The 18,512-nt window shown below is 69.3% G+C and carries 18 protein-coding genes and 1 riboswitch; of the genes, 8 read left to right on the top strand and 10 right to left on the bottom strand.

Going from position 1 to position 18,512, the window contains the following annotated elements; all coding sequences use genetic code 11:
- Positions 1–73: 73 nt before the first annotated feature.
- The 4 genes from groL to thrC all read right to left on the bottom strand — a co-directional run bounded on the left by groL (position 74) and on the right by thrC (position 4,244).
- Entirely contained in the window at positions 74–1,696 is a 1,623-nt protein-coding gene (groL, locus tag ACFT7S_RS37820) for a chaperonin GroEL (protein WP_382740838.1), read from the bottom strand.
- A gap of 306 nt (positions 1,697–2,002) precedes the next feature.
- Positions 2,003–2,209 (bottom strand): cold-shock protein, encoded by a 207-nt coding sequence (locus tag ACFT7S_RS37815; RefSeq protein WP_003967346.1) that lies wholly within the window; start codon positions 2,207–2,209, stop codon positions 2,003–2,005.
- A 437-nt stretch (positions 2,210–2,646) separates the two neighbouring features.
- Positions 2,647–2,922, bottom strand: a complete 276-nt coding sequence (locus ACFT7S_RS37810; protein WP_382740835.1) for a MoaD/ThiS family protein — start codon at positions 2,920–2,922, stop codon at positions 2,647–2,649.
- Positions 2,923–2,951: 29 nt separating this feature from the next.
- Positions 2,952–4,244, bottom strand: coding sequence for a threonine synthase (gene thrC / locus ACFT7S_RS37805; protein WP_382740833.1), 1,293 nt, complete (start codon positions 4,242–4,244; stop codon positions 2,952–2,954).
- Between the two features lie 18 nt (positions 4,245–4,262).
- Positions 4,263–4,390, bottom strand: a riboswitch (SAM riboswitch).
- 152 nt (positions 4,391–4,542) lie between these two features.
- Between thrC and ACFT7S_RS37800 the strand changes: the two genes are divergently transcribed.
- From ACFT7S_RS37800 to ACFT7S_RS37790, 3 genes are all read left to right on the top strand, one after another.
- The gene (locus ACFT7S_RS37800) at positions 4,543–5,493 is read left to right on the top strand and encodes a glucosyl-3-phosphoglycerate synthase (protein ID WP_382740830.1); all 951 of its coding nucleotides are present in this window, start codon (positions 4,543–4,545) and stop codon (positions 5,491–5,493) included.
- 38 nt (positions 5,494–5,531) lie between these two features.
- A complete protein-coding gene (locus ACFT7S_RS37795; RefSeq protein ID WP_382740827.1) occupies positions 5,532–5,822 on the top strand; it encodes a hypothetical protein in 291 nt (96 codons plus the stop codon).
- A 77-nt stretch (positions 5,823–5,899) separates the two neighbouring features.
- Positions 5,900–7,279, top strand: coding sequence for a trehalose-6-phosphate synthase (locus ACFT7S_RS37790; protein WP_382740824.1), 1,380 nt, complete (start codon positions 5,900–5,902; stop codon positions 7,277–7,279).
- Here the strand turns inward: ACFT7S_RS37790 and otsB are convergent.
- The 3 genes from otsB to ACFT7S_RS37775 all read right to left on the bottom strand — a co-directional run bounded on the left by otsB (position 7,256) and on the right by ACFT7S_RS37775 (position 10,013).
- On the bottom strand, positions 7,256–8,107 hold the full coding sequence (gene otsB / locus ACFT7S_RS37785; protein ID WP_382740821.1) for a trehalose-phosphatase: 852 nt from the start codon (positions 8,105–8,107) through the stop codon (positions 7,256–7,258). The two genes, ACFT7S_RS37790 and otsB, sit on opposite strands and share 24 nt — an antisense overlap.
- 331 nt (positions 8,108–8,438) lie before the next feature.
- The gene (locus ACFT7S_RS37780; RefSeq protein ID WP_382740818.1) at positions 8,439–8,675 is read right to left on the bottom strand and encodes a DUF3263 domain-containing protein; all 237 of its coding nucleotides are present in this window, start codon (positions 8,673–8,675) and stop codon (positions 8,439–8,441) included.
- Positions 8,676–8,735: 60 nt separating this feature from the next.
- A complete protein-coding gene (locus ACFT7S_RS37775; protein WP_382740841.1) occupies positions 8,736–10,013 on the bottom strand; it encodes an ABC transporter substrate-binding protein in 1,278 nt (425 codons plus the stop codon).
- 185 nt (positions 10,014–10,198) lie between these two features.
- Between ACFT7S_RS37775 and ACFT7S_RS37770 the strand changes: the two genes are divergently transcribed.
- From ACFT7S_RS37770 to ACFT7S_RS37760, 3 genes are all read left to right on the top strand, one after another.
- Positions 10,199–11,131 carry an ROK family protein gene (locus ACFT7S_RS37770; protein ID WP_382740815.1) on the top strand — a complete coding sequence of 311 codons (933 nt, stop codon included), beginning with the start codon at positions 10,199–10,201 and terminating at the stop codon, positions 11,129–11,131.
- Positions 11,131–12,285, top strand: a complete 1,155-nt coding sequence (gene nagA / locus ACFT7S_RS37765) for an N-acetylglucosamine-6-phosphate deacetylase (protein WP_382740812.1) — start codon at positions 11,131–11,133, stop codon at positions 12,283–12,285. The genes ACFT7S_RS37770 and nagA overlap by 1 nt, the downstream gene beginning before the upstream one ends.
- A gap of 160 nt (positions 12,286–12,445) precedes the next feature.
- Positions 12,446–13,366 (top strand): 1-phosphofructokinase family hexose kinase, encoded by a 921-nt coding sequence (locus tag ACFT7S_RS37760; RefSeq protein ID WP_382740809.1) that lies wholly within the window; start codon positions 12,446–12,448, stop codon positions 13,364–13,366.
- Between the two features lie 85 nt (positions 13,367–13,451).
- Here the strand turns inward: ACFT7S_RS37760 and ACFT7S_RS37755 are convergent, their stop codons facing one another.
- Both ACFT7S_RS37755 and cdgB read right to left on the bottom strand, forming a co-directional pair.
- A complete protein-coding gene (locus ACFT7S_RS37755; RefSeq protein WP_382740807.1) occupies positions 13,452–14,399 on the bottom strand; it encodes a carbohydrate-binding protein in 948 nt (315 codons plus the stop codon).
- Between the two features lie 143 nt (positions 14,400–14,542).
- Positions 14,543–16,198 (bottom strand): diguanylate cyclase CdgB, encoded by a 1,656-nt coding sequence (cdgB, locus tag ACFT7S_RS37750; RefSeq protein WP_382740804.1) that lies wholly within the window; start codon positions 16,196–16,198, stop codon positions 14,543–14,545.
- A gap of 381 nt (positions 16,199–16,579) precedes the next feature.
- Here cdgB and ACFT7S_RS37745 point away from each other — a divergent pair, with 381 nt between their 5' ends.
- Positions 16,580–17,086 (top strand): flavin reductase family protein, encoded by a 507-nt coding sequence (locus ACFT7S_RS37745; protein ID WP_382740801.1) that lies wholly within the window; start codon positions 16,580–16,582, stop codon positions 17,084–17,086.
- Positions 17,087–17,126: 40 nt separating this feature from the next.
- Here the strand turns inward: ACFT7S_RS37745 and arfB are convergent, their stop codons facing one another.
- Positions 17,127–17,561, bottom strand: coding sequence for an alternative ribosome rescue aminoacyl-tRNA hydrolase ArfB (gene arfB, locus ACFT7S_RS37740; protein ID WP_382740799.1), 435 nt, complete (start codon positions 17,559–17,561; stop codon positions 17,127–17,129).
- A 196-nt stretch (positions 17,562–17,757) separates the two neighbouring features.
- Between arfB and ACFT7S_RS37735 the strand changes: the two genes are divergently transcribed.
- Positions 17,758–18,333, top strand: coding sequence for a TerD family protein (locus tag ACFT7S_RS37735; protein WP_382740796.1), 576 nt, complete (start codon positions 17,758–17,760; stop codon positions 18,331–18,333).
- The last annotated feature ends 179 nt before the right edge of the window (positions 18,334–18,512 follow it).

The raw sequence follows: 18,512 nt of genomic DNA, 5'->3' as shown, positions 1-18,512 counted from the left end.
GGGCCGAAGTCTGCAACGTACTACTGCTGCTGCGAACAGCTGAACAGCTATGGAGCTACTGATCCGGAGAGGATCAGAAGTCCATGTCACCGCCCGGCATGCCGCCCGGGGCAGCCGCGCCGGCCTTCTCGGGCTTGTCGGCGATGACGGCCTCGGTGGTGAGGAAGAGCGCGGCGATGGACGCGGCGTTCTGCAGAGCGGAGCGCGTGACCTTCGCCGGGTCGATGATGCCCTCGGCGATCATGTCGACGTACTCACCGGTCGCGGCGTTGAGGCCGTGACCGATCGGCAGGTTGCGCACCTTCTCGACGACGACTCCACCCTCGAGACCACCGTTGACGGCGATCTGCTTGAGCGGGGCCTCCAGCGCGAGCTTCACGGCGTTGGCGCCCGTGGCCTCGTCACCGGTCAGGTCGAGCTTCTCGAAGACGGCCGTGGCCTGGAGCAGAGCCACGCCACCACCGGCGACGATGCCCTCCTCGACAGCGGCCTTGGCGTTGCGCACCGCGTCCTCGATGCGGTGCTTGCGCTCCTTGAGCTCGACCTCGGTCGCGGCGCCGGCCTTGATGACGGCCACGCCGCCGGCCAGCTTCGCGAGGCGCTCCTGGAGCTTCTCGCGGTCGTAGTCCGAGTCGGAGTTCTCGATCTCGGCACGGATCTGCTTGACGCGACCCTGAACCTGGTCGCTCTCGCCCCCGCCGTCGACGATCGTGGTCTCGTCCTTGGTGATGACGACCTTGCGGGCCTTGCCGAGCAGGTCCAGGCCGGCGTTCTCCAGCTTGAGACCGACCTCCTCGGAGATGACGGTGCCACCGGTGAGGATGGCGATGTCGCCGAGCATGGCCTTGCGGCGGTCACCGAAGCCCGGAGCCTTGACGGCGACGGACTTGAAGGTGCCACGGATCTTGTTGACGACCAGGGTCGACAGGGCCTCGCCCTCAACGTCCTCCGCGATGATCAGCAGCGGCTTACCCGACTGCATGACCTTCTCGAGCAGCGGAAGGAGGTCCTTCACGTTGCTGATCTTGGAGTTGACGATCAGGATGTACGGGTCGTCGAACGACGTCTCCATACGCTCCATGTCGGTCGCGAAGTACGCCGAGATGTAGCCCTTGTCGAAGCGCATACCCTCGGTGAGTTCCAGCTCCAGACCGAAGGTCTGGGACTCCTCGACGGTGATGACGCCTTCCTTGCCGACCTTGTCCATAGCCTCGGCGATCTTGGCGCCGATCTCGGTGTCAGCAGCGGAGATGGAGGCGGTCGAAGCGATCTGCTCCTTGGTCTCCACGTCCTTCGCCTGCTCCAGCAGAGCGGCGGAGACGGCCTCGACGGCCTTCTCGATGCCACGCTTCAGAGCCATCGGGTTGGCACCCGCGGCGACGTTGCGCAGGCCCTCGCGGACGAGAGCCTGAGCGAGAACGGTGGCGGTGGTCGTACCGTCGCCGGCGACGTCGTCCGTCTTCTTGGCGACCTCCTTGACCAGCTCCGCACCGATCTTCTCGTACGGGTCCTCGAGCTCGATCTCCTTGGCGATGGAAACACCATCGTTGGTGATCGTGGGCGCGCCCCACTTCTTCTCGAGGACGACGTTACGGCCCTTGGGGCCGAGGGTGACCTTGACGGCGTCGGCGAGCTGGTTCATCCCGCGCTCGAGACCGCGCCGTGCCTCCTCGTCGAACGCGATGATCTTGGCCATGTGAAGTGGTCCTCCCGGACAGGGGTGGATTCTCCGGACCGAGAGGCGCCCGCGACGGACGGCCAGCGTGCTGTGTGGTTCCTTGCCCCACGCAGCCTGCGGGCCTCACCGGCCCGGTCCAAGTTTCTGTCACTCTCACCTGGAGAGTGCTAACGCCAATGATTAGCACTCGACCCCTGCGAGTGCAAGCGTCCCCCTCGGGATGTGGACAAACACGCGGACGCACGGAGACGCACGGAGGGCCCGTACCCCTGGGGGTACGGGCCCTCCGCGCGTGAGTAGTGTCGTTGGCCGACCGCGTCGAGCTCAGCCGACGGCGAGCTTGACCATGTCCGCCTGCGGCCCCTTCTGGCCCTGCGAGATCTCGAATTCAACTCGCTGACCCTCTTCGAGGGTGCGGTACCCGTCCATCTGGATCGCGCTGTAGTGGACGAAAACATCCGCACCACCGTCGACCGCGATGAAGCCGTACCCCTTCTCCGCGTTGAACCACTTGACGGTGCCCTGAGCCATGCCTAACTCCCCTATTACTGGCCCTTGCACAGGACCGCACTTCGCGGGCCCGGGTCAGAACTCACCCTCCGACAGGAGAGGGTGCGTGCGCCGGAACGCGTCGACCGCGGCCGAATGTATCTGCCCAACTGCCCTCTGCAACAGGTCAATCGGACGAGAATTCTGGGCACGACCGATCGCCCCATTATGGGGAATTCATGAGATTCCTGGGCAAGTCGGGCCTGACAAAGGCCACTTATGGCTCAAGGGGGTCGCACACTTTGGCTGCTTCTTATCGTGACCGGGCGCATTCTCATATGCGGGCGGCACAGGCAGCGGAGGGGACTTCCCAACTCTACCGCGTCTAACCATGCAGAATTGCCCCCTCCGCTTCTCTCACGGAGGGGGCAACAGAGATATCGCTGTGAAGGCCGGCGGACGTGTGCGCCGGCCGGCGGTCAGCCTCCGGCGACGGCCGGGATGATCGAGACGCCGGCACCTTCCGGGGTGACCGCGTCCAGGCCGCCCTCGAAGCGCACGTCGTCGTCGTTGACGTACACGTTCACGAAGCGGCGGAGCTTGCCCTGGTCGTCCAGGACACGGGCCGCGATGCCCGGGTGGTTCTTCTCCAGGGAGTCGATGACCTCGGAGAGGACCGCGCCCTCCGCCGACACCTCGGCCTGACCGCCCGTGTAGGTGCGGAGGATGGTGGGGATACGGACCTTGACGCTCATGGTGGGTGCCTTCCTTCGGTCTCGGATGGTCAGCTGGTGGCGAGGCCGGCGGCGCGGAACGCGTCCAGGCTCGGCCGGATCGTCGCGGTCGCCTGCGAGGTCGCGGCCACCGCGTCGAGCGTCTTGAGGCCGTCACCGGTGTTCAGGACGACGGTGGTGAGCGTCGGGTCGAGCAGACCCGCCTCGATCAGCTTCTTCGTCACGCCGACGGTCACCCCGCCCGCGGTCTCCGCGAAGATGCCCTCGGTCTGCGCGAGCAGCTTGATCGCGTCGACGATCTGCTCGTCGTTCACGTCCTCCACGGCGCCACCGGTACGGCGGGCGATGTCCAGGACGTACGGACCGTCGGCCGGGTTCCCGATCGCCAGGGACTTGGCGATCGTGTTCGGCTTCTGGGGGCGCACGACGTCGTGACCGGCCTTGAAGGCCACCGACACCGGGGAGCAGCCCTCGGCCTGGGCGCCGAAGATCTTGTACGGCTTGTCCTCGACCAGACCGAGCTTGATGAGCTCCTGGAGCCCCTTGTCGATCTTCGTGAGCTGCGAACCCGAGGCGATCGGGATCACGAGCTGGTCGGGCAGCTGCCAGCCGAGTTGCTCGCAGATCTCGTACGCGAGGGTCTTGGAGCCCTCGCCGTAGTACGGACGCAGATTGACGTTGACGAAGCCCCAGCCCTCGCCGAGCGGGTCGCCGATGAGCTCGGAGCAGAAACGGTTGACGTCGTCGTAGTTGCCCTCGATGCCGACCAGCTCACCGCCGTACACGGCGGCCATGACGACCTTGCCCTGCTCCAGGTCGTGCGGGATGAACACGCACGAGCGGAGGCCGGCGCGGGCGGCGGCGGCACCCACCGCACCGGCGAGGTTGCCGGTGGAGGAGCAGGAGAGGGTGGTGAAGCCGAAGGCGCGGGCGGCCTCGACGGCGATCGCGACGACACGGTCCTTGAAGGAGTGCGTCGGGTTCCCGGAGTCGTCCTTGACGAACAGGTCACCGGTGACGCCCAGTTCACGGGCGAGGTTGTCGGCCTTGACCAGCTTGGTGAAGCCGGGGTTGATGTTGGGCTTGTCCGCGACATCGGCGGGGACCGGCAGCAGCGGCGCGTAGCGCCAGATGTTGTTGGGTCCGGCCTCGATGCGCTTCTTCAGCTCGTCGGGGGAGCCGCTCGGCAGGTCGTACGCCACTTCGAGCGGCCCGAAACAGGACGCGCAGGCGAAAAGGGGACCGAGCTCGAAACGCTCGCCGCACTCGCGGCAGGAAAGCGCCGCGGCGGGACCGAGATCCACAGTGGAAGGGGTGTTCGTCAGTTCAGTCTGCACAGCCATGATGGCGGAGGCCCTTTCTCCTCATCTTCCTCATGGCGAATTTCGCCACAAGACGGATTTGGCACCTTCCCCACCGTGACCTCGCGGTCGATGGGGGGGTTGCCGGGACTTCAACGGGCCGTTCCCTCAGTCCCTCTGGATGAGCGCTATGGCGCTGGATCACGATCCAGGCATTTGTCGGCGGACGGACCCCGAGATGCGAGGGTCGTCCGCGTTGTTCAAGACTGTAACCGAAGCCTCGGACGCTTGAGATAGTCGTCCGAACCGCGAGATGGATCACATGCAGGGAGATTCGACCTTGATCGAAGAGGTGGAACGTTGGCTGACCAGGCGTTCCTGGTCGGCCGCCGACCGTCCACTGGATCGTCTCGCGGCCGCCAGGGCACGGGACCCGCGGCGCGCAAGCGTCAGCGTCGTCCTGCCCGCCCTCAACGAGGAGGCGACGGTCGGCGCCATCGTGACGACGATCCGGCACGAGCTGATGGAGCGCGTGCCGCTGGTCGACGAGCTGGTGGTGATCGACTCCGGTTCGACGGACGCCACCGCGAAGGTCGCCACGGAGGCAGGTGCCCGGGTGGTCCACCGGGACGCGATCCTGCCCCGAATACCCGCCCTCCCCGGCAAGGGGGAGGTCCTGTGGCGGTCACTGCTGGTCACTAGCGGCGAGATCGTCTGCTTCATCGACGCGGACCTGAAGGACTTCTCCGCGGACTTCGTCTCCGGGATCGTCGGGCCGCTGCTCACCGATCCCTCGGTGCAGTTCGTGAAGGCTATGTACGACCGCCCGCTGGGAGACACCGCTGGTCAGGGCGGTCGAGTCACGGAGCTGGTGGCACGGCCGCTGCTCAATCTGCACTGGCCGCAGCTGGCCGGATTCGTCCAGCCGCTCGGCGGTGAGTACGCGGCACGGCGCTCCCTGCTCGAACAGCTGCCGTTCCCCGTCGGTTACGGAGTAGAGCTGGGCCTGCTCATCGACTCACTGCACCTGGTGGGCCTGGACGCGCTGGCGCAGGTCGACGTCGGCGAACGCAAACACCGCCACCAGGACGGCCAGGCGCTGGGCAGGATGGCGGCGACGATCTACCGCACCGCACAGCTCCGGCTCTCCCGGGGCCAGCTGGTGCGGCCGGTGCTCACACAGTTCGAGCGGGGCGAGAACGGCTTCGTACCGAGCACCCATGTGGTGGACACGGAGGAGCGGCCCCCGATGCGGGAGATCGCGGAGTACGTGTCCCGCCGCGCGGCGTAAGCCGGTTTAGTCATAAAAGTTCCCTACATTTCATTTTTATGGCTTCTCCTCGACTGAGGGCCGCTCTGCGCCGCAGGCGCCGACTGCCCGCATACGCCGCTGTCCTGGCCGTGCTCGGCTCCTTCCCGACGGGGCTTGTCGCGTCGGCACCGGCCGCCGCCGTACAGGTCACGGAGGCGCCGCGCCCCGCGCACGGCTCCCCGGCCGAGACCGGCGGCAACAGCGAGCGGCTGTGGCTGCTCGGCGGCCTCGGGCTCGCCCTGACCGGGGCCGGGGCGGTCGCCTGCGCGGCGGCGCGCGGCCGGGGACACGAACGCGACCGCGGCTGACCGGCGAGGCGCGAGCCCGCCCGGCCGGTGGCCGTACTCACGTTTGGGGGGTTACGGAACGGGCTAGGTTCCGGTACATGGTCTCCGAGCACGCTGCCCAGGTTCTCGTCGCGTCCAACCGCGGCCCCGTGTCGTACACACAGGGCGAGGACGGCTCGCTCACATCGAAACGGGGCGGGGGTGGCCTGGTCTCCGGCCTCAGCGCCGTCGACGACAAGCTGTGGGTGTGCGCGGCGCTGAGCGACGGCGACCGCGAGGCGGTCAGGCAGGGGGTCGCCGAACCGGGCGTCCGGATGCTCGACATCGACGCCGCTCTCCACGCCGACGCGTACAACGGCATCGCGAACTCGGTGCTCTGGTTCGTCCACCACATGCTGTACCAGACCCCGTTGGAGCCCGCGTTCGACGCGGAGTTCCGGCGGCAGTGGGCTTCGTACGAGGCGTACAACCGGGCCTTCGCCGAAGCGCTCGCCGAGGAGGCGGGCGAGGGGGCGGCGGTCCTCGTGCAGGACTACCACCTGGCCCTGGTGCCGGGGATGCTCCGTGAGCTCCGCGCCGACCTGCGGATCGGCCACTTCTCGCACACGCCGTGGGCGCCCGTCGACTACTTCCGGCTGCTGCCCGACGACATCGGCGAGCAGCTGCTGCGGGGCATTCTCGGCGCCGACCGGGCGGCGTTCCTCACCCGGCGGTGGGCGGACGCCTTCATCGGCTGCTGTACGGAGATCCTGGGCGGCACCGGCCACACGCGGATCGGGGTGCACGGGCTGGGCGCGGACGCGGAGTTCCTGCGCCGCCGCTCGCGCGAGGCGGACGTGGACGAGCGGATGGCGGCCCTGCGGGAACAGGTGGGTCCGGACCGCCGGACGATCGTGCGGGTGGACCGGACGGAGCTCTCCAAGAACATCGTGCGCGGGCTGCTCGCGTACCGGGCGCTGCTGGACGCGCATCCCGAGTGGCGCGAGCGGGTCGCCCATATCGCATTCGCCTACCCCTCGCGGCAGGACCTCGCGGTGTACCGGGAGTACACGGCAACGGTGCAGACCCTGGCCGACGAGATCAACGCGGAGTACGGGACGCCTGGTTGGACGCCGGTGATCCTGCACGTGAAGGACGACTTCGCGCGCTCCCTGGCGGCGTACCGGCTGGCCGACGTGGCGCTGGTCAACCCGATCCGTGACGGGATGAACCTGGTCGCCAAGGAGGTCCCCGTGGTCTCCGACGACGGCTGCGTGCTGGTGCTGTCGCGGGAGGCGGGGGCGTACGAGGAGCTGGGCGACGCCTCGATCGTGGTGAACCCGTACGACGTGTCCGCCACGGCGGAGGCGCTGCACCGGGCGCTGTCGATGCCGCACGGCGAGCGGGCGGACCGTACGAAGGCACTGGCCGCGGCGGCGACGGCGCTGCCGCCGCAGCAGTGGTTCCTGGACCAGCTAGAGGCGCTGCGCGAGGGCTGACAGGAAACCGACGACGTCGGCGGGGCCGGGCAGCAGCAGGTCGGCCCGCTCGGCGAGTTCGGGCACTTCGGCGCTTCCGCTGCAGATCAGCAGGCCGGGGATGCCGTCCGGGCCCTCGGTGCGGAGCTTCTCCACGGTGGCGTAGGCGGCGAGGTCGCCGAGGTCGTCGCCGGCGTACAGGACGGACTCGGCGTCCGTCTCCCGTACGTACTCCGCGAGTGCGACGCCCTTGTCCATGCCGGGCGGGCGCAACTCCAGGACCAGGCGGCCGGGTTCGACGATCAGTCCGTGCCGGGCCGCGAGCCGGCCGAGGGGGTCGCGGAGCGACTCGAAGGCGGCCTGCGGGTCTTCGGCCCGGCGGGTGTGTACGGCGACGGCCTGGCCCTTCTCCTCCACCCAGCTGCCGTGCCAGGTGTCCACCTCGTGGAGCACGCCCGGGAGTTCGGCGCGTACGGCGGCGACGCCGGGGTGCGGGGCGGGGGCGTGCACGGTGCCGGAGACGGCGTCCCAGCGTTCGGCGCCGTAATGGCCGAGGACGACGAGGTGGTCGAGACCGGGGACGCCTGCGAAGCCGCCGTACCGCACGGCGACGTCGGCCGGGCGGCCGGTGATCACGGCGACGGACGCGACGCGTGGCGCGAGTGCGGCGAGGGCGGGGACGGCGCCGGGGTGGGCGCGGGCCTGTTCCGGGTCGGGGACGATGTCGGCGAGCGTGCCGTCGAAATCGAGGGCGACCACGGCTCGGTCGGGCCGGGCGAGGATGGCCGCGAGGCCCTCTTGGCCGGCGGGGGTGGTCGGGGTCGGCAGGTGATCGGGGTGACTGCCCATGCGTCGACCCTATAGCGACGCCCCCCTTCCCGGGGCTCCCCCGAACCCCTTGTCCTCAATCGCCGGACGGGCTTGATGTGACCGCCACGGGCTGGAGTGGCCGGTGTCGTGGCGAGTGCCCGTCTTGCCCTCAAACGCCGGGCAGGCTTGATGTGGGCACCGACCCCCTCACCCACCGGTTCCGTCCTCAAACGCCGGACGGGCTTGATTTGGCTGGTGTTGCTCTGTACGCGAGTGGCCTGTGAGCTTGATCTGAGCGGTCACGGCAACATCCGGCCCGCCCGGCGATTGAGGACCGGGGTTCGGGGCGGAGCCCCGGGAAGGGGTCGGGTCAGCGGCGGGCTCGGCGGGTTGCTCTTACCGCTCTTAGGCGGTTCACCGTTACCGGGTCCTCCGCCAGCGCCCGTACATCGTCGATCAGCGCGTTCAGCAGCTGGTAGTAGCGGACCGGCGACATCCCGAGCTCCTCGCGGATCGCCCGTTCCTTCGCCCCCGGCCCCGCCCAGGAGCGTCGTTCCAGGGCGAGCAGGGCTCGGTCCCGGTCGGAGAGTGGGGCGGCTTCGGTCATATGAACAACCTAATCGGCCGCACGGACAACCGCGCACCCCCCTACTCCGCGCTCCGACGGCTACTCCGCCTGCTCCGCCTGCTCCGCCTTCTTCGCTATCTCCGCGAGCACCCTCTCCGGGTTGCCGTTCGGCTCCACCGCCGTGCCGATGCTCGCCTTGATCGCCTCACTGGCCTGCGCCCACGAGGTCTTGGCGAACGGATAGAACTGCGAGTTCGGCAGCGCCGCCAGGAACTCCCGCAGCGGCTTGTGCCGGGCGTCCGTCTCCATCTCCGCGGAGGCGCTGTCCGTGACGGGCAGCATGTCGTACTCGTCCGCGAACGCGAGCACGTTCTCGTCGTTGTACGCGAAGTCGAAGAACTTGCCGATCTCCGCACGGTGCTCGTTCTGCTTGAAGCCCATCATCCAGTCGGCCACACCCATCGAGCCCCGGGTCGGCCCGTCGACGCCGGGCAGCGGCACCATACCGACCTCGACGCCCTCCTTCTCGGCGTCCTCCATCAGCGTCGGGTGCCCGTTGAGCATGCCCACCTGGCCCTGGGTGAACGCGTCGAACGCCTTGGCCCGGTCGAGCTTGCCCGGGGCGACGGGCCCGGTGAGCCCCTTGCCGACGAGGTTGTCCTTCAGCCAGGTGAGCGTGTCGATGTTCTGCGGGGAGTCGATGGTGTACCCACCGACGTCGTCCGTGTAGCCACCGCCGCCGCTGAGCAGCCACATCAGGGTTTCGGCCTGGGACTCCTCCGGCCCGAGGGGCAGGGCGAAGGGGTAGCGGACGCCGCGCTGCTTGAGCAGGGTGGCGTCGCGCTGGATGTCGGCCCAGGTCTTCGGCGCGTCGAGCCCGGCGTCGCTGAAGAGCTTCTTGTTGTAGAAGAGCAGCCGGGTGCTCGCGATGAACGGCAGTCCGAACTGCTCGCCGTTGACCTTGCCCGCGTCGCTCAGCGAGGGAAGGAAGTTGGCCTGCGTACGGATGGCGAGCATCTGGTCGGCCGTATAGAGCTTGTCCTTCTTCGCGTAGTCGGCGTACGCGCCGATCTGGGCGATGTCCGGGGCCTTGTTCTGCGCCACCATCTCGGCGACCTCGCGGTCGACGTCCTTCCACGCGTACACGTGGACGTCGACCTTGATGCCGGGGTGCGCGGCCTCGAAGTTCCGGGCGAGGTTGTTCCAGTACGTCTCGGACGTATTCGCCGCGCTCGTACCGTAATCGGCCGCCACGAACTTCAGGGTGACGTCACCGGAATCACCGCCGCTCCCGCAGCCCGACAACGTTGCTGTCATACCAAGCGCGGCCACCGCCGCGGTCACACCCAAAAAGCGCCGCTGCACGGCCTCGCCCATCCTCATCGAATACATCACTTGCCTCGCCCCCGCCGAAGAGGGATTTTCCCCCACATTCACCAAGAGGTCTACACCAAAGGAGTCTCGCTTCGGCAACGCACGACCGCCGCCCGATTTTGTATGGAGCCTCAACAAACTCCTTAGTGGACTAGACCTTTTGCAGCCGACGGGCGAAACTGTCTCCCGTGAGACATGTCATCGCGCTCGATGTGGGCGGCACAGGAATGAAGGCTGCACTGGTCGGGGCCGACGGCACCCTCCTCCACGCGGCACGGCGCGCCACCGGCAGGGAGCGCGGTCCCGAAGCCGTCGTGGAGACGATCCTCGCGTTCGCCGCCGAACTGCGCGCGTACGGCGAGGAGCGCTTCGGCACCAGCGCGGTCGCCGCGGGTGTCGCCGTGCCCGGCATCGTCGACGCCGGGAACGGCATCGCGGTCTACGCCTCGAACCTCGGCTGGCGCGACGTACCCATGCGCGCCCTGCTCGGCGAGCGGCTCGGCGGCGTACCCGTCGCGCTCGGCCACGACGTCAGGACCGGCGGCCTCGCCGAGGGCCGGATCGGCGCGGGCAAGGGCGCCGACCGCTTCCTCTTCGTACCGCTGGGCACCGGGATCGCCGGCGCCATCGGCATCGCGGGGTCCATCGAGGAGGGCGCCCACGGCTACGCGGGCGAGATCGGCCACATCGTCGTCCGGCCGGACGGCCCGGAGTGCGGCTGCGGCCAGCGCGGCTGTCTGGAGACCCTGGCCTCCGCCTCCGCGGTGACCCGGGCCTGGGCCGCCGCCTGCGGAGACCCCGACGCGGACGCCGCGGACTGCGCGAAGGCCGTCGAATCCGGCGACCCGGCCGCCGTACGGGTATGGCAGGACGCGGTCGACGCGCTCGCCGCCGGACTGGTCACCGCGCTCACCCTGCTGGACCCCCGCACGCTCATCATCGGTGGCGGACTGGCCGAGGCGGGGGAAACCTTGTTCACACCACTGCGTGCGGCTGTCGAGGAACGCGTCACGTTCCAGAAGCTGCCCCACATCGTTCCGGCGGCCCTCGGGGACACCGCCGGATGCCTGGGCGCAGGGCTGCTCGCCTGGGATCTTCTCTCCACGGAGGTATCCGCCTGATGGCCGGACGCGCAGACACCACAGTTCTCGCAGGTGCCCGGGTGGTGCTGCCGACCGGGACGGTCGAGAACGGCCGGGTGATCGTCGAGGGCGGCAGGATCGCGGGCAGTACGGCTGAGGACGCCCGGACCATCGACCTGACCGGCCACTGGGTCGTGCCCGGCTTCGTCGACATGCACAACCACGGCGGCGGCGGCGCGTCCTTCACCTCCGGCACCGTGGACGAGGTCCTGACCGGCGTCCGTACGCACCGCGAGCACGGCACCACCACTCTGGTGGCCTCCACCGTCACCGGAGAAATGGACTTCCTCGCCCAGCGGGCCGGCCTCCTCTCCGAGCTGGTCCAGCAGGGCGACCTGGCCGGTATCCACTTCGAGGGCCCGTTCATCTCCCCGTGCCGCAAGGGCGCCCACAGCGAGGACCTGCTGCGCGACCCGGACCCGGCCGAGGTCCGCAAGCTGATGGACGCGGCGCACGGCACGGCGAAGATGTTCACCCTCGCCACCGAACTGCCCGGCGGCATCGACTCCGTACGCCTGCTCGCCGAGCACGGGGTGATCGCGGCGATCGGGCACACCGACGCGACGTACGAGCAGACCGTCGAGGCGATCGACGCGGGCGCCACCGTCGCCACGCACCTCTACAACGCGATGCCGGGTCTCGGCCACCGCGCGCCGGGCCCGATCGCGGCCCTCCTGGAGGACGAGCGGGTCACCGTCGAGCTGATCAACGACGGCACGCATCTGCACCCCGCCGCCCTGGAGCTGGCCTACCACCACGCGGGCGCCGCACGCGTCGCGCTGATCACGGACGCGATGGACGCGGCCGGGTTCGGCGACGGCCTGTACCAGCTGGGCCCGCTCGCGGTCGAGGTGAAGGACGGCGTCGCCCGACTGGTGGAGGGCGACTCGATCGCCGGCTCCACGCTCACCCTGGACACCGCGTTCCGCCGGTCCGTGACGATCGACCGGATTCCCGTCGGCGATGTCGTCCAGTCCATCTCCGCCAACCCGGCGCGGCTGCTCGGCGTGTACGACAAGGTCGGCTCACTGGAGCCGGGCAAGGACGCGGACCTCGTGGTCCTGGACGAGGACTTCGTCCTCAAGGGCGTCATGCGCAAGGGCGAGTGGATCATCGAGCCCCGGCTCGGGTGACCTCGCGCACGGGCGGCGAGCCCAGCACGTAACGAAGAGACGGCGGTTGACCCGGACACCTGGGCCGGCCGCCGCCTCTTTGACATGATCGTCTCGGCGGGAACCGCCAGGGAGAAAGCGCGTACTGCGAAGCGCTACAACGGATCGGAGACCGGCGCAGGTGATCCTGACCGTCACACTCAACACCGCGCTCGATCTGACGTACGCCGTACCGGCACTCGTCCCGCACAGCAGCCACCGCGTCACCGCACTCTCCGAGCGCCCCGGCGGCAAGGGCCTCAACGTGGCCCGGGTGCTCGCCGCACTGGGCCACGAAACGGTCGTCACCGGCTTCGCGGGCGGCCCCACCGGAGCCGTCCTGCGCGAACTGCTGGCCCCGCTCCCGCCGCGCGACGCACTCGTCACCGTCGCCGGGAACACCCGCCGCACCATCGCCGTCGTCGACGCCGCCACCGGCGACACCACCCAGCTGAACGAACCGGGCCCGCACATCTCCGCCGAGGAATGGGCCGGCTTCCTGCGGACGTACGAGGGCCTGCTCACCGGAGCCGACGCGGTCGCCCTCTGCGGCAGCCTCCCGCCCGGCATCCACGTGGGCGCCTACGCCGAACTGGTCCGCCTCGCCCGTACCGCCGGAGTCCCCGTCCTCCTGGACACCAGCGGCGAACCCCTGCGCCGGGGCATCGCCGCCCGCCCCGACCTGGTCAAACCCAACGCCGACGAACTCGCCCAGCTCACCGGAGCCCGCGAGCCCCTGCGCGCCGCCCACGACGCCCGCCGCCGCGGTGCGCACAGCGTGGTGGCGTCCCTGGGCCCGGACGGCATGCTCGCCGCCACCCCGGACGGCGTCTGGCGCGCCGTCCCGCCCGCCGCCGTGCGGGGCAATCCGACGGGCGCGGGCGACTCCGCGGTGGCCGGACTGATCTCCGGGATAGCCGAGGGCCTGAGCTGGCCGGACCGGCTGACGCGGGCGGTGGCCCTGTCGACGGCGACCGTGCTGGCCCCGGCCGCCGGTGAGTTCGACAGCACGGCGTACGCGGATCTGCTGACGCGCGTCGTCATAGAGCAGCACGCGGCCTGAACGCCGCCGCCCCAAAAACGCCTCGTCCCGGCTCGCGCGGGGCGACGACCGGGACGGGGGCGGTTTCTGGAAAGGCCGGGCAGGGCTACTGGATGTGGCCCGCCTTCAGCGAGAGCTGGTCGAGATTGGCGTCGCACTGGTCGCCCGTCTCGCACGAGAGCTTCAGCGTGTTCGAGCCCTTGGTGAGGTTGACGTACGCGTACGTGTTCGTCCACCCCTTCTCCAGATCGCCCTCCGCGGCCTCCGCGAAGTTCTTCATGTTGATGGAGCGGGGCGTCTCGGCGTTGACCGTGAGGGTCGTCTTGGCGTCCTTGCCGGGCACGCCGTACGTCACGTACAGCGTGTAGGGCCCGGCCTCCGGCACGTCGACCGTCCAGGTCGCCGAGCGGCCGACCTCGTTGAGGCTGATGTACTGGCCGTTCGCGCTCTTGGCGCCCTTGGCCGTGTTCTCCAGAGCCGCCGTGCCACCGAGCGTCAGCGTCGCCGCGTCCTGCTCCGGGAGGTCGGCCGGCTCCTCCGGCTTCTTGGACTCCTCCGCCTTCGGGGACTCCTCGACCTCACCGGCGGGCCCGGCCGACGTACCGGCCTCGTTCTTCTTCTTGCCCGGGTCGTCGTCGTTCGACAGAAGAGCGGCGCCGATGCCGATGAGCACGACCGCGACCACGGCGACCGCCGCGATGAGCAGCGCCTTGGTGTTGGGGCCACCCCGGCCGCCGCCCTGCTGCGGGCCCTGCGCCGCGCCACCCGGATAGGTCTCGGGGGCCGCGTACTGCGGGTGCGGCGAGCCGTACGGCGCCTGGGGCGGCTGGCCGTACACCTGCTGCTGCGGAACCTGCTGCCCGTACTGGCGCTCGCCGACGGTCCGCACCTGGTTGTACGAGGTTCTGGGCACGCCGGGCTGAGCGGCCGGACCGGGGTAGCCGTAGCCTCCCTGGCCGGGCGCCTGGGCGCCTGCCGCCTTTCCGTCCGCGTACAGGTAGCCGAACGGATCGTCGTCCTCGGGCTTGCTCGCGCCGTTGTTTCCGGCCGTCATCCCTGGGTCACTCCTCACCATGTCGCCAGCCGTCGCCGACCGGCCGAGCCTACCCCGAACGGAGCACGGCCCTCATTGCCGCTGCCACTCCTGGACGGCATCGGAAACCGGGGCGGGGTAAGGGGATGGCCGTGCCGTAAACCTCAGCCGGCTCTGCGGTGAACCTTCGACCGGGAGCGCTTTTCGACGTACATCCGCTGGTCGGCGGAGCGCAGGACCTCTTCAGCGGTCATCCCGCACTCGGCCCAGCCGATGCCGAAACTGGCACCTACCCTGACCGCCCTGCCATCCACCCGGATGGGCGGAATGATGGCATTACGCAAGCGTACGGCCAGGTCTGCGGCATCCGCGGCCCCGAGACCGTCCGCAAGGACGACGAATTCGTCACCTCCGAGCCGCGCGACCGTGTCTCCGTCCCGCACACAGGTGGTGAGCCGCCTGGCCACCTCGATCAGGACGGCGTCCCCGGTGTGATGTCCGAAACGGTCATTGATCGACTTGAAGCCGTCGAGGTCGCAGAAGAGGACCGCGAGGCCCTTCGAGCCGTCGTCGTGCTCGGTGTCCGGCGCCGCCGTGTGCACATGGTGGTCGTACAGGCCGCCGCCCGGCACCGCGTCCGCGTCGTAGCCGTCGGCCTGGTAGCCGTGCGCCCGGGAGACCTCGGCGTCGCCGTACGCCGCGTCCAGCGCCTCGATCGCGGTGGAGGCCACCGAGTGGGGCCGCTCACAGAGCCGGGCGCCGAGCCGGGCCCGCAGCTCGGCGCTGTTGGGCAGGCCGGTGAGCGCGTCGTGCGAGGCGCGGTGCGCGAGGTGCAGCTCGTGACGCTTGCGCTCCTCTATGTCCTCGACATGGGTGAGGAGGAAGCGGGGGCCGTCGGCGGTGTCGGCGACGACGGAGTTGCGCAGGGAGACCCAGAGGTACGTACCGTCGCGGCGCCCGAGCCGCAGCTCGGCCCGGCCGCCCTCGGCCGACGTACGGAGCAGGGTGCCGATGTCCTCGGGGTGGACGAGGTCGGCGAAGGAGTTGCGACGGAGGACGGAGGCGGGACGGCCCAGGAGGCGGCACAGGGCGTCGTTGGTGCGGAGCAGCCTGCCGTGCTGGTCGCCGCCCATTTCGGCGATGGCCATACCGCTGGGCGCGTACTCGAACGCCTGACGGAAGGATTCTTCGCTGGCCCGCAGCGCCTGCTGTTCGCGTTCGAGTCTGACGAGGGCACGCTGCATATTTGCTCGGAGGCGAGCGTTACTGATCGCAATCGCGGCCTGGGAGGCGTACATCTGGAGCGCTTCGCGCCCCCATGCGCCGGGCCTGCGCATATTGCGCGGCCGGTCGACGGATATCACGCCGAGGAGGTCGAGTCCGCCACCTGATGCGTACATCGGGGCGTAGAGCCGGTCCAGGGGATGCCACTCGTCCTCGAAGCGGGGCTCGGGACCGTCGGTGTGCCACTGGGGTACGTCGTCTTCGAGAAGGACCCAGCCCTGGGTGTGGGGTATGAAACGGAGCTCGTCCCAGATCTCGCCCATGGCCAGCCTGCGCTCCCAGGACTCGCGGGAACCGACCCGTCCGGTGATCAGCGCTTCGGCCGCGGCGTTGCCCGCGAACGCGGCGACGACAAGGTCGCCGTCGGGCCGCACAAGGTTCACGCAGCCCAGTTCGTAACCGAGGCCGGAGACTATTCCGTCGGCCACGGTCTGCAGGGTGTCCGCCAGACTCCGCGCCGTATTGAGATCAGCGACGGCCTGGTGCAGCTGCCGCATGGTCGCAAGGCGGACGTAGGGTTCCGACTCGGCCTCCATTGCTCGCACTCCCCGAGACCTCGACAGCAACTCCAGGTTTCATATCGACGTACTTGTTGCAGTGTCACGGCCACTGAATCACAGTGAGCTGCGCACTCGGTACTCAGGGTCAACAAATATTGCGCTCTGTGAGCCAAGTCACAACAGGTGGTGAAGGGGAGTCGAAGCGCTTCCCCCGCTCTCCGTCGTTTTCTTGAACGCAAATCTGTACGTTGCAGGCTGTTGCAGTCAGTTGCAGGCCACTGTCTGCTTCCGGGGTCCTAGGACCTGGCTGGTCCCCTGGTCCGATGCGGCCGGGCGCGGCACGGCACTAGCGTGCCCGGTGTGTTGCAGACGAAGCCCCCCACCCCGCGCCCCGAACCCATCCCCCATGCTGAGGGGGTGAGCAACGACGAGTTCCGCGCCGCCCTCGCCCGGCTGGCCGCGGGTGTGGTGCTGATCACCGCCCAGGAGCCACCGCTCGACGAGCACGGCCGCGGCGAGGACGTCGGGATGACGGCGACCGCCTTCATGTCGGTCTCCCTGGACCCGCCCCTGGTCATGGTCAGCCTGCGCAACGACTCCCGGATGGACGACCTGCTGGCCGAGCAGCCCCTGTGGGCGGTCTCGGTCCTCGCGGAGAGCCAGCGTCACATCGCGGGCCGGTTCGCCATGAAGGGCCGGATCAGCGACCGGCTGCTGTTCGAGGACATCCCCTACATACGGGGTGAGGTGACCCGGGCCCCGCTGATCGGCGGAGCGCTCGCGACGCTGGAGTGCCGGACGGAGCAGCGGGTTCTGGCGGGTGACCACACCCTGGTGATCGGGCGGGTGCTGACGGCGGACCTGCCGAGCGCGGAAGGCGAGCCGCTGACGTACTTCAAGGGCCGTTACCGCCGGCTGGGCTGAGACGGCGTCGGGTCGCCGGTCATGTCACCAGTCGCGGCCGTTACCAGTCGCGGCCGGAGCGGCCGCGTTTCGTGTCGCCGCGCTGCTTCTTCTCGCGCAGCCGGCGCTCGTTGATCCCGCGCGGAATCCGGCGCTTGACGCGCGCCTTGGGGGGCGGTGCCGTGGCCTCCGCGAGCAGTGCGGCGAGCCGGACTGCGGCCGTTTCGCGGTTGCGCCACTGGGAACGGTGCTCGGACGCCCGTACCACCACCACGCCGTTGACCAGCTTGCTCGCCAGCCGTTCCAGCGCGCGGGCCTTCCACACCTCGGGGAGCGACTCGGTCGCCGCGAGGTCGAAGCGGAGTTCCGCCTGCGAGTCGCTGGTGTTGACGTGCTGCCCGCCGGGCCCGGAGGACCGCGAGAAACGCCACATGAGCTCGGCCTCCGGCAGGGAGACCGCACCGCGGATGACATAGGGCCCGGACATGACACCCATGTTCCCTGGCCCACAGCCTGTTCGTCACCTTCTTTTGCCGGACCCGCTGTCCGACCCGCTGCTCGGATTACGCCAGAAGTTCGGCAAAGAAAGTAAAGGGAACAGGAACCTCGTGGTCTGTTGCCTGCGTTATGACGGGTGACGGTAGCTTTCGTGATGGCACGAAGCCCGTATACGACGAGGAAAGGGACTTCCCATGGCAGTAAGCCTGTCCAAGGGCGGCAACGTCTCGCTCACCAAGGAGGCACCGGGCCTTACCGCCGTCACGGTCGGCCTCGGCTGGGACGTCCGCACCACCACCGGTACCGACTTCGACCTCGACGCCTCGGCGATCGCGGTCAACCCCGCCGGCAAGGTCTTCTCCGACGGCCACTTCGTCTTCTTCAACAACAAGGCGACGCCGGACCAGACCATCGTCCACACCGGTGACAACGTCACGGGCCAGGGCGAGGGCGACGACGAGCAGATCAACGTCAACCTGGCGGGTCTGCCGGCCGACATCGACAAGATCGTCTTCCCGGTCTCGATCTACGACGCCGAGAACCGCAGCCAGAACTTCGGCCAGGTCCGTAACGCGTTCATCCGCATCATCAACCAGGCCGGTGGCGTGGAGCTCGCGCGCTACGACCTGAGCGAGGACGCCGCCACCGAGACCGCCATGGTCTTCGGCGAGCTCTACCGCAACGGTGCCGAGTGGAAGTTCCGCGCGGTCGGCCAGGGTTACGCATCGGGTCTGCGCGGCATCGCCCAGGACTTCGGCGTCAACCTCTGATATCTGCGCTCGGGTGTCCGCGGCGCCAGGGTCTTTCGTTTGGATCAGGCCCCGCGAGCCCGGCATGATCCAAACGAGAGGCCCTGGACCGCCGGGTCTCACCCAAGTGCTCCGGGAGCCCCCGGCCGCGTCCTGTCGGCCGGGGGCTCCCGCGCGCCGCGCCGGTCGGTCTAAGACCT

The organism is Streptomyces sp. NPDC057136, assembly GCF_042670885.1.
Taxonomy (GTDB): Bacteria; Actinomycetota; Actinomycetes; order Streptomycetales; family Streptomycetaceae; genus Streptomyces.
Note: the sequence above shows the minus strand (reverse complement) of the source record. Positions and strands in the feature narration are given on the sequence as shown.

Bases quoted from the DNA above. Each gene is read 5' to 3' on its own strand.
- ACFT7S_RS37780 (WP_382740818.1), bottom strand. From the start codon at position 8,675: ATGACCGAAGCCGCCCCACTCTCCGACCGGGACCGAGCCCTGCTCGCC.
- ACFT7S_RS37775 (WP_382740841.1), bottom strand. From the start codon at position 10,013: ATGGGCGAGGCCGTGCAGCGGCGCTTTTTGGGTGTGACCGCGGCGGTG.
- ACFT7S_RS37790 (WP_382740824.1), top strand. From the start codon at position 5,900: ATGGTCTCCGAGCACGCTGCCCAGGTTCTCGTCGCGTCCAACCGCGGC.
- cdgB (WP_382740804.1), bottom strand. From the start codon at position 16,198: ATGGAGGCCGAGTCGGAACCCTACGTCCGCCTTGCGACCATGCGGCAG.
- ACFT7S_RS37755 (WP_382740807.1), bottom strand. From the start codon at position 14,399: ATGACGGCCGGAAACAACGGCGCGAGCAAGCCCGAGGACGACGATCCG.
- arfB (WP_382740799.1), bottom strand. From the start codon at position 17,561: ATGGGTGTCATGTCCGGGCCCTATGTCATCCGCGGTGCGGTCTCCCTG.
- nagA (WP_382740812.1), top strand. From the start codon at position 11,131: ATGGCCGGACGCGCAGACACCACAGTTCTCGCAGGTGCCCGGGTGGTG.
- ACFT7S_RS37815 (WP_003967346.1), bottom strand. From the start codon at position 2,209: ATGGCTCAGGGCACCGTCAAGTGGTTCAACGCGGAGAAGGGGTACGGC.
- ACFT7S_RS37735 (WP_382740796.1), top strand. From the start codon at position 17,758: ATGGCAGTAAGCCTGTCCAAGGGCGGCAACGTCTCGCTCACCAAGGAG.
- groL (WP_382740838.1), bottom strand. From the start codon at position 1,696: ATGGCCAAGATCATCGCGTTCGACGAGGAGGCACGGCGCGGTCTCGAG.
- otsB (WP_382740821.1), bottom strand. From the start codon at position 8,107: ATGGGCAGTCACCCCGATCACCTGCCGACCCCGACCACCCCCGCCGGC.
- ACFT7S_RS37810 (WP_382740835.1), bottom strand. From the start codon at position 2,922: ATGAGCGTCAAGGTCCGTATCCCCACCATCCTCCGCACCTACACGGGC.
- ACFT7S_RS37795 (WP_382740827.1), top strand. From the start codon at position 5,532: ATGGCTTCTCCTCGACTGAGGGCCGCTCTGCGCCGCAGGCGCCGACTG.
- thrC (WP_382740833.1), bottom strand. From the start codon at position 4,244: ATGGCTGTGCAGACTGAACTGACGAACACCCCTTCCACTGTGGATCTC.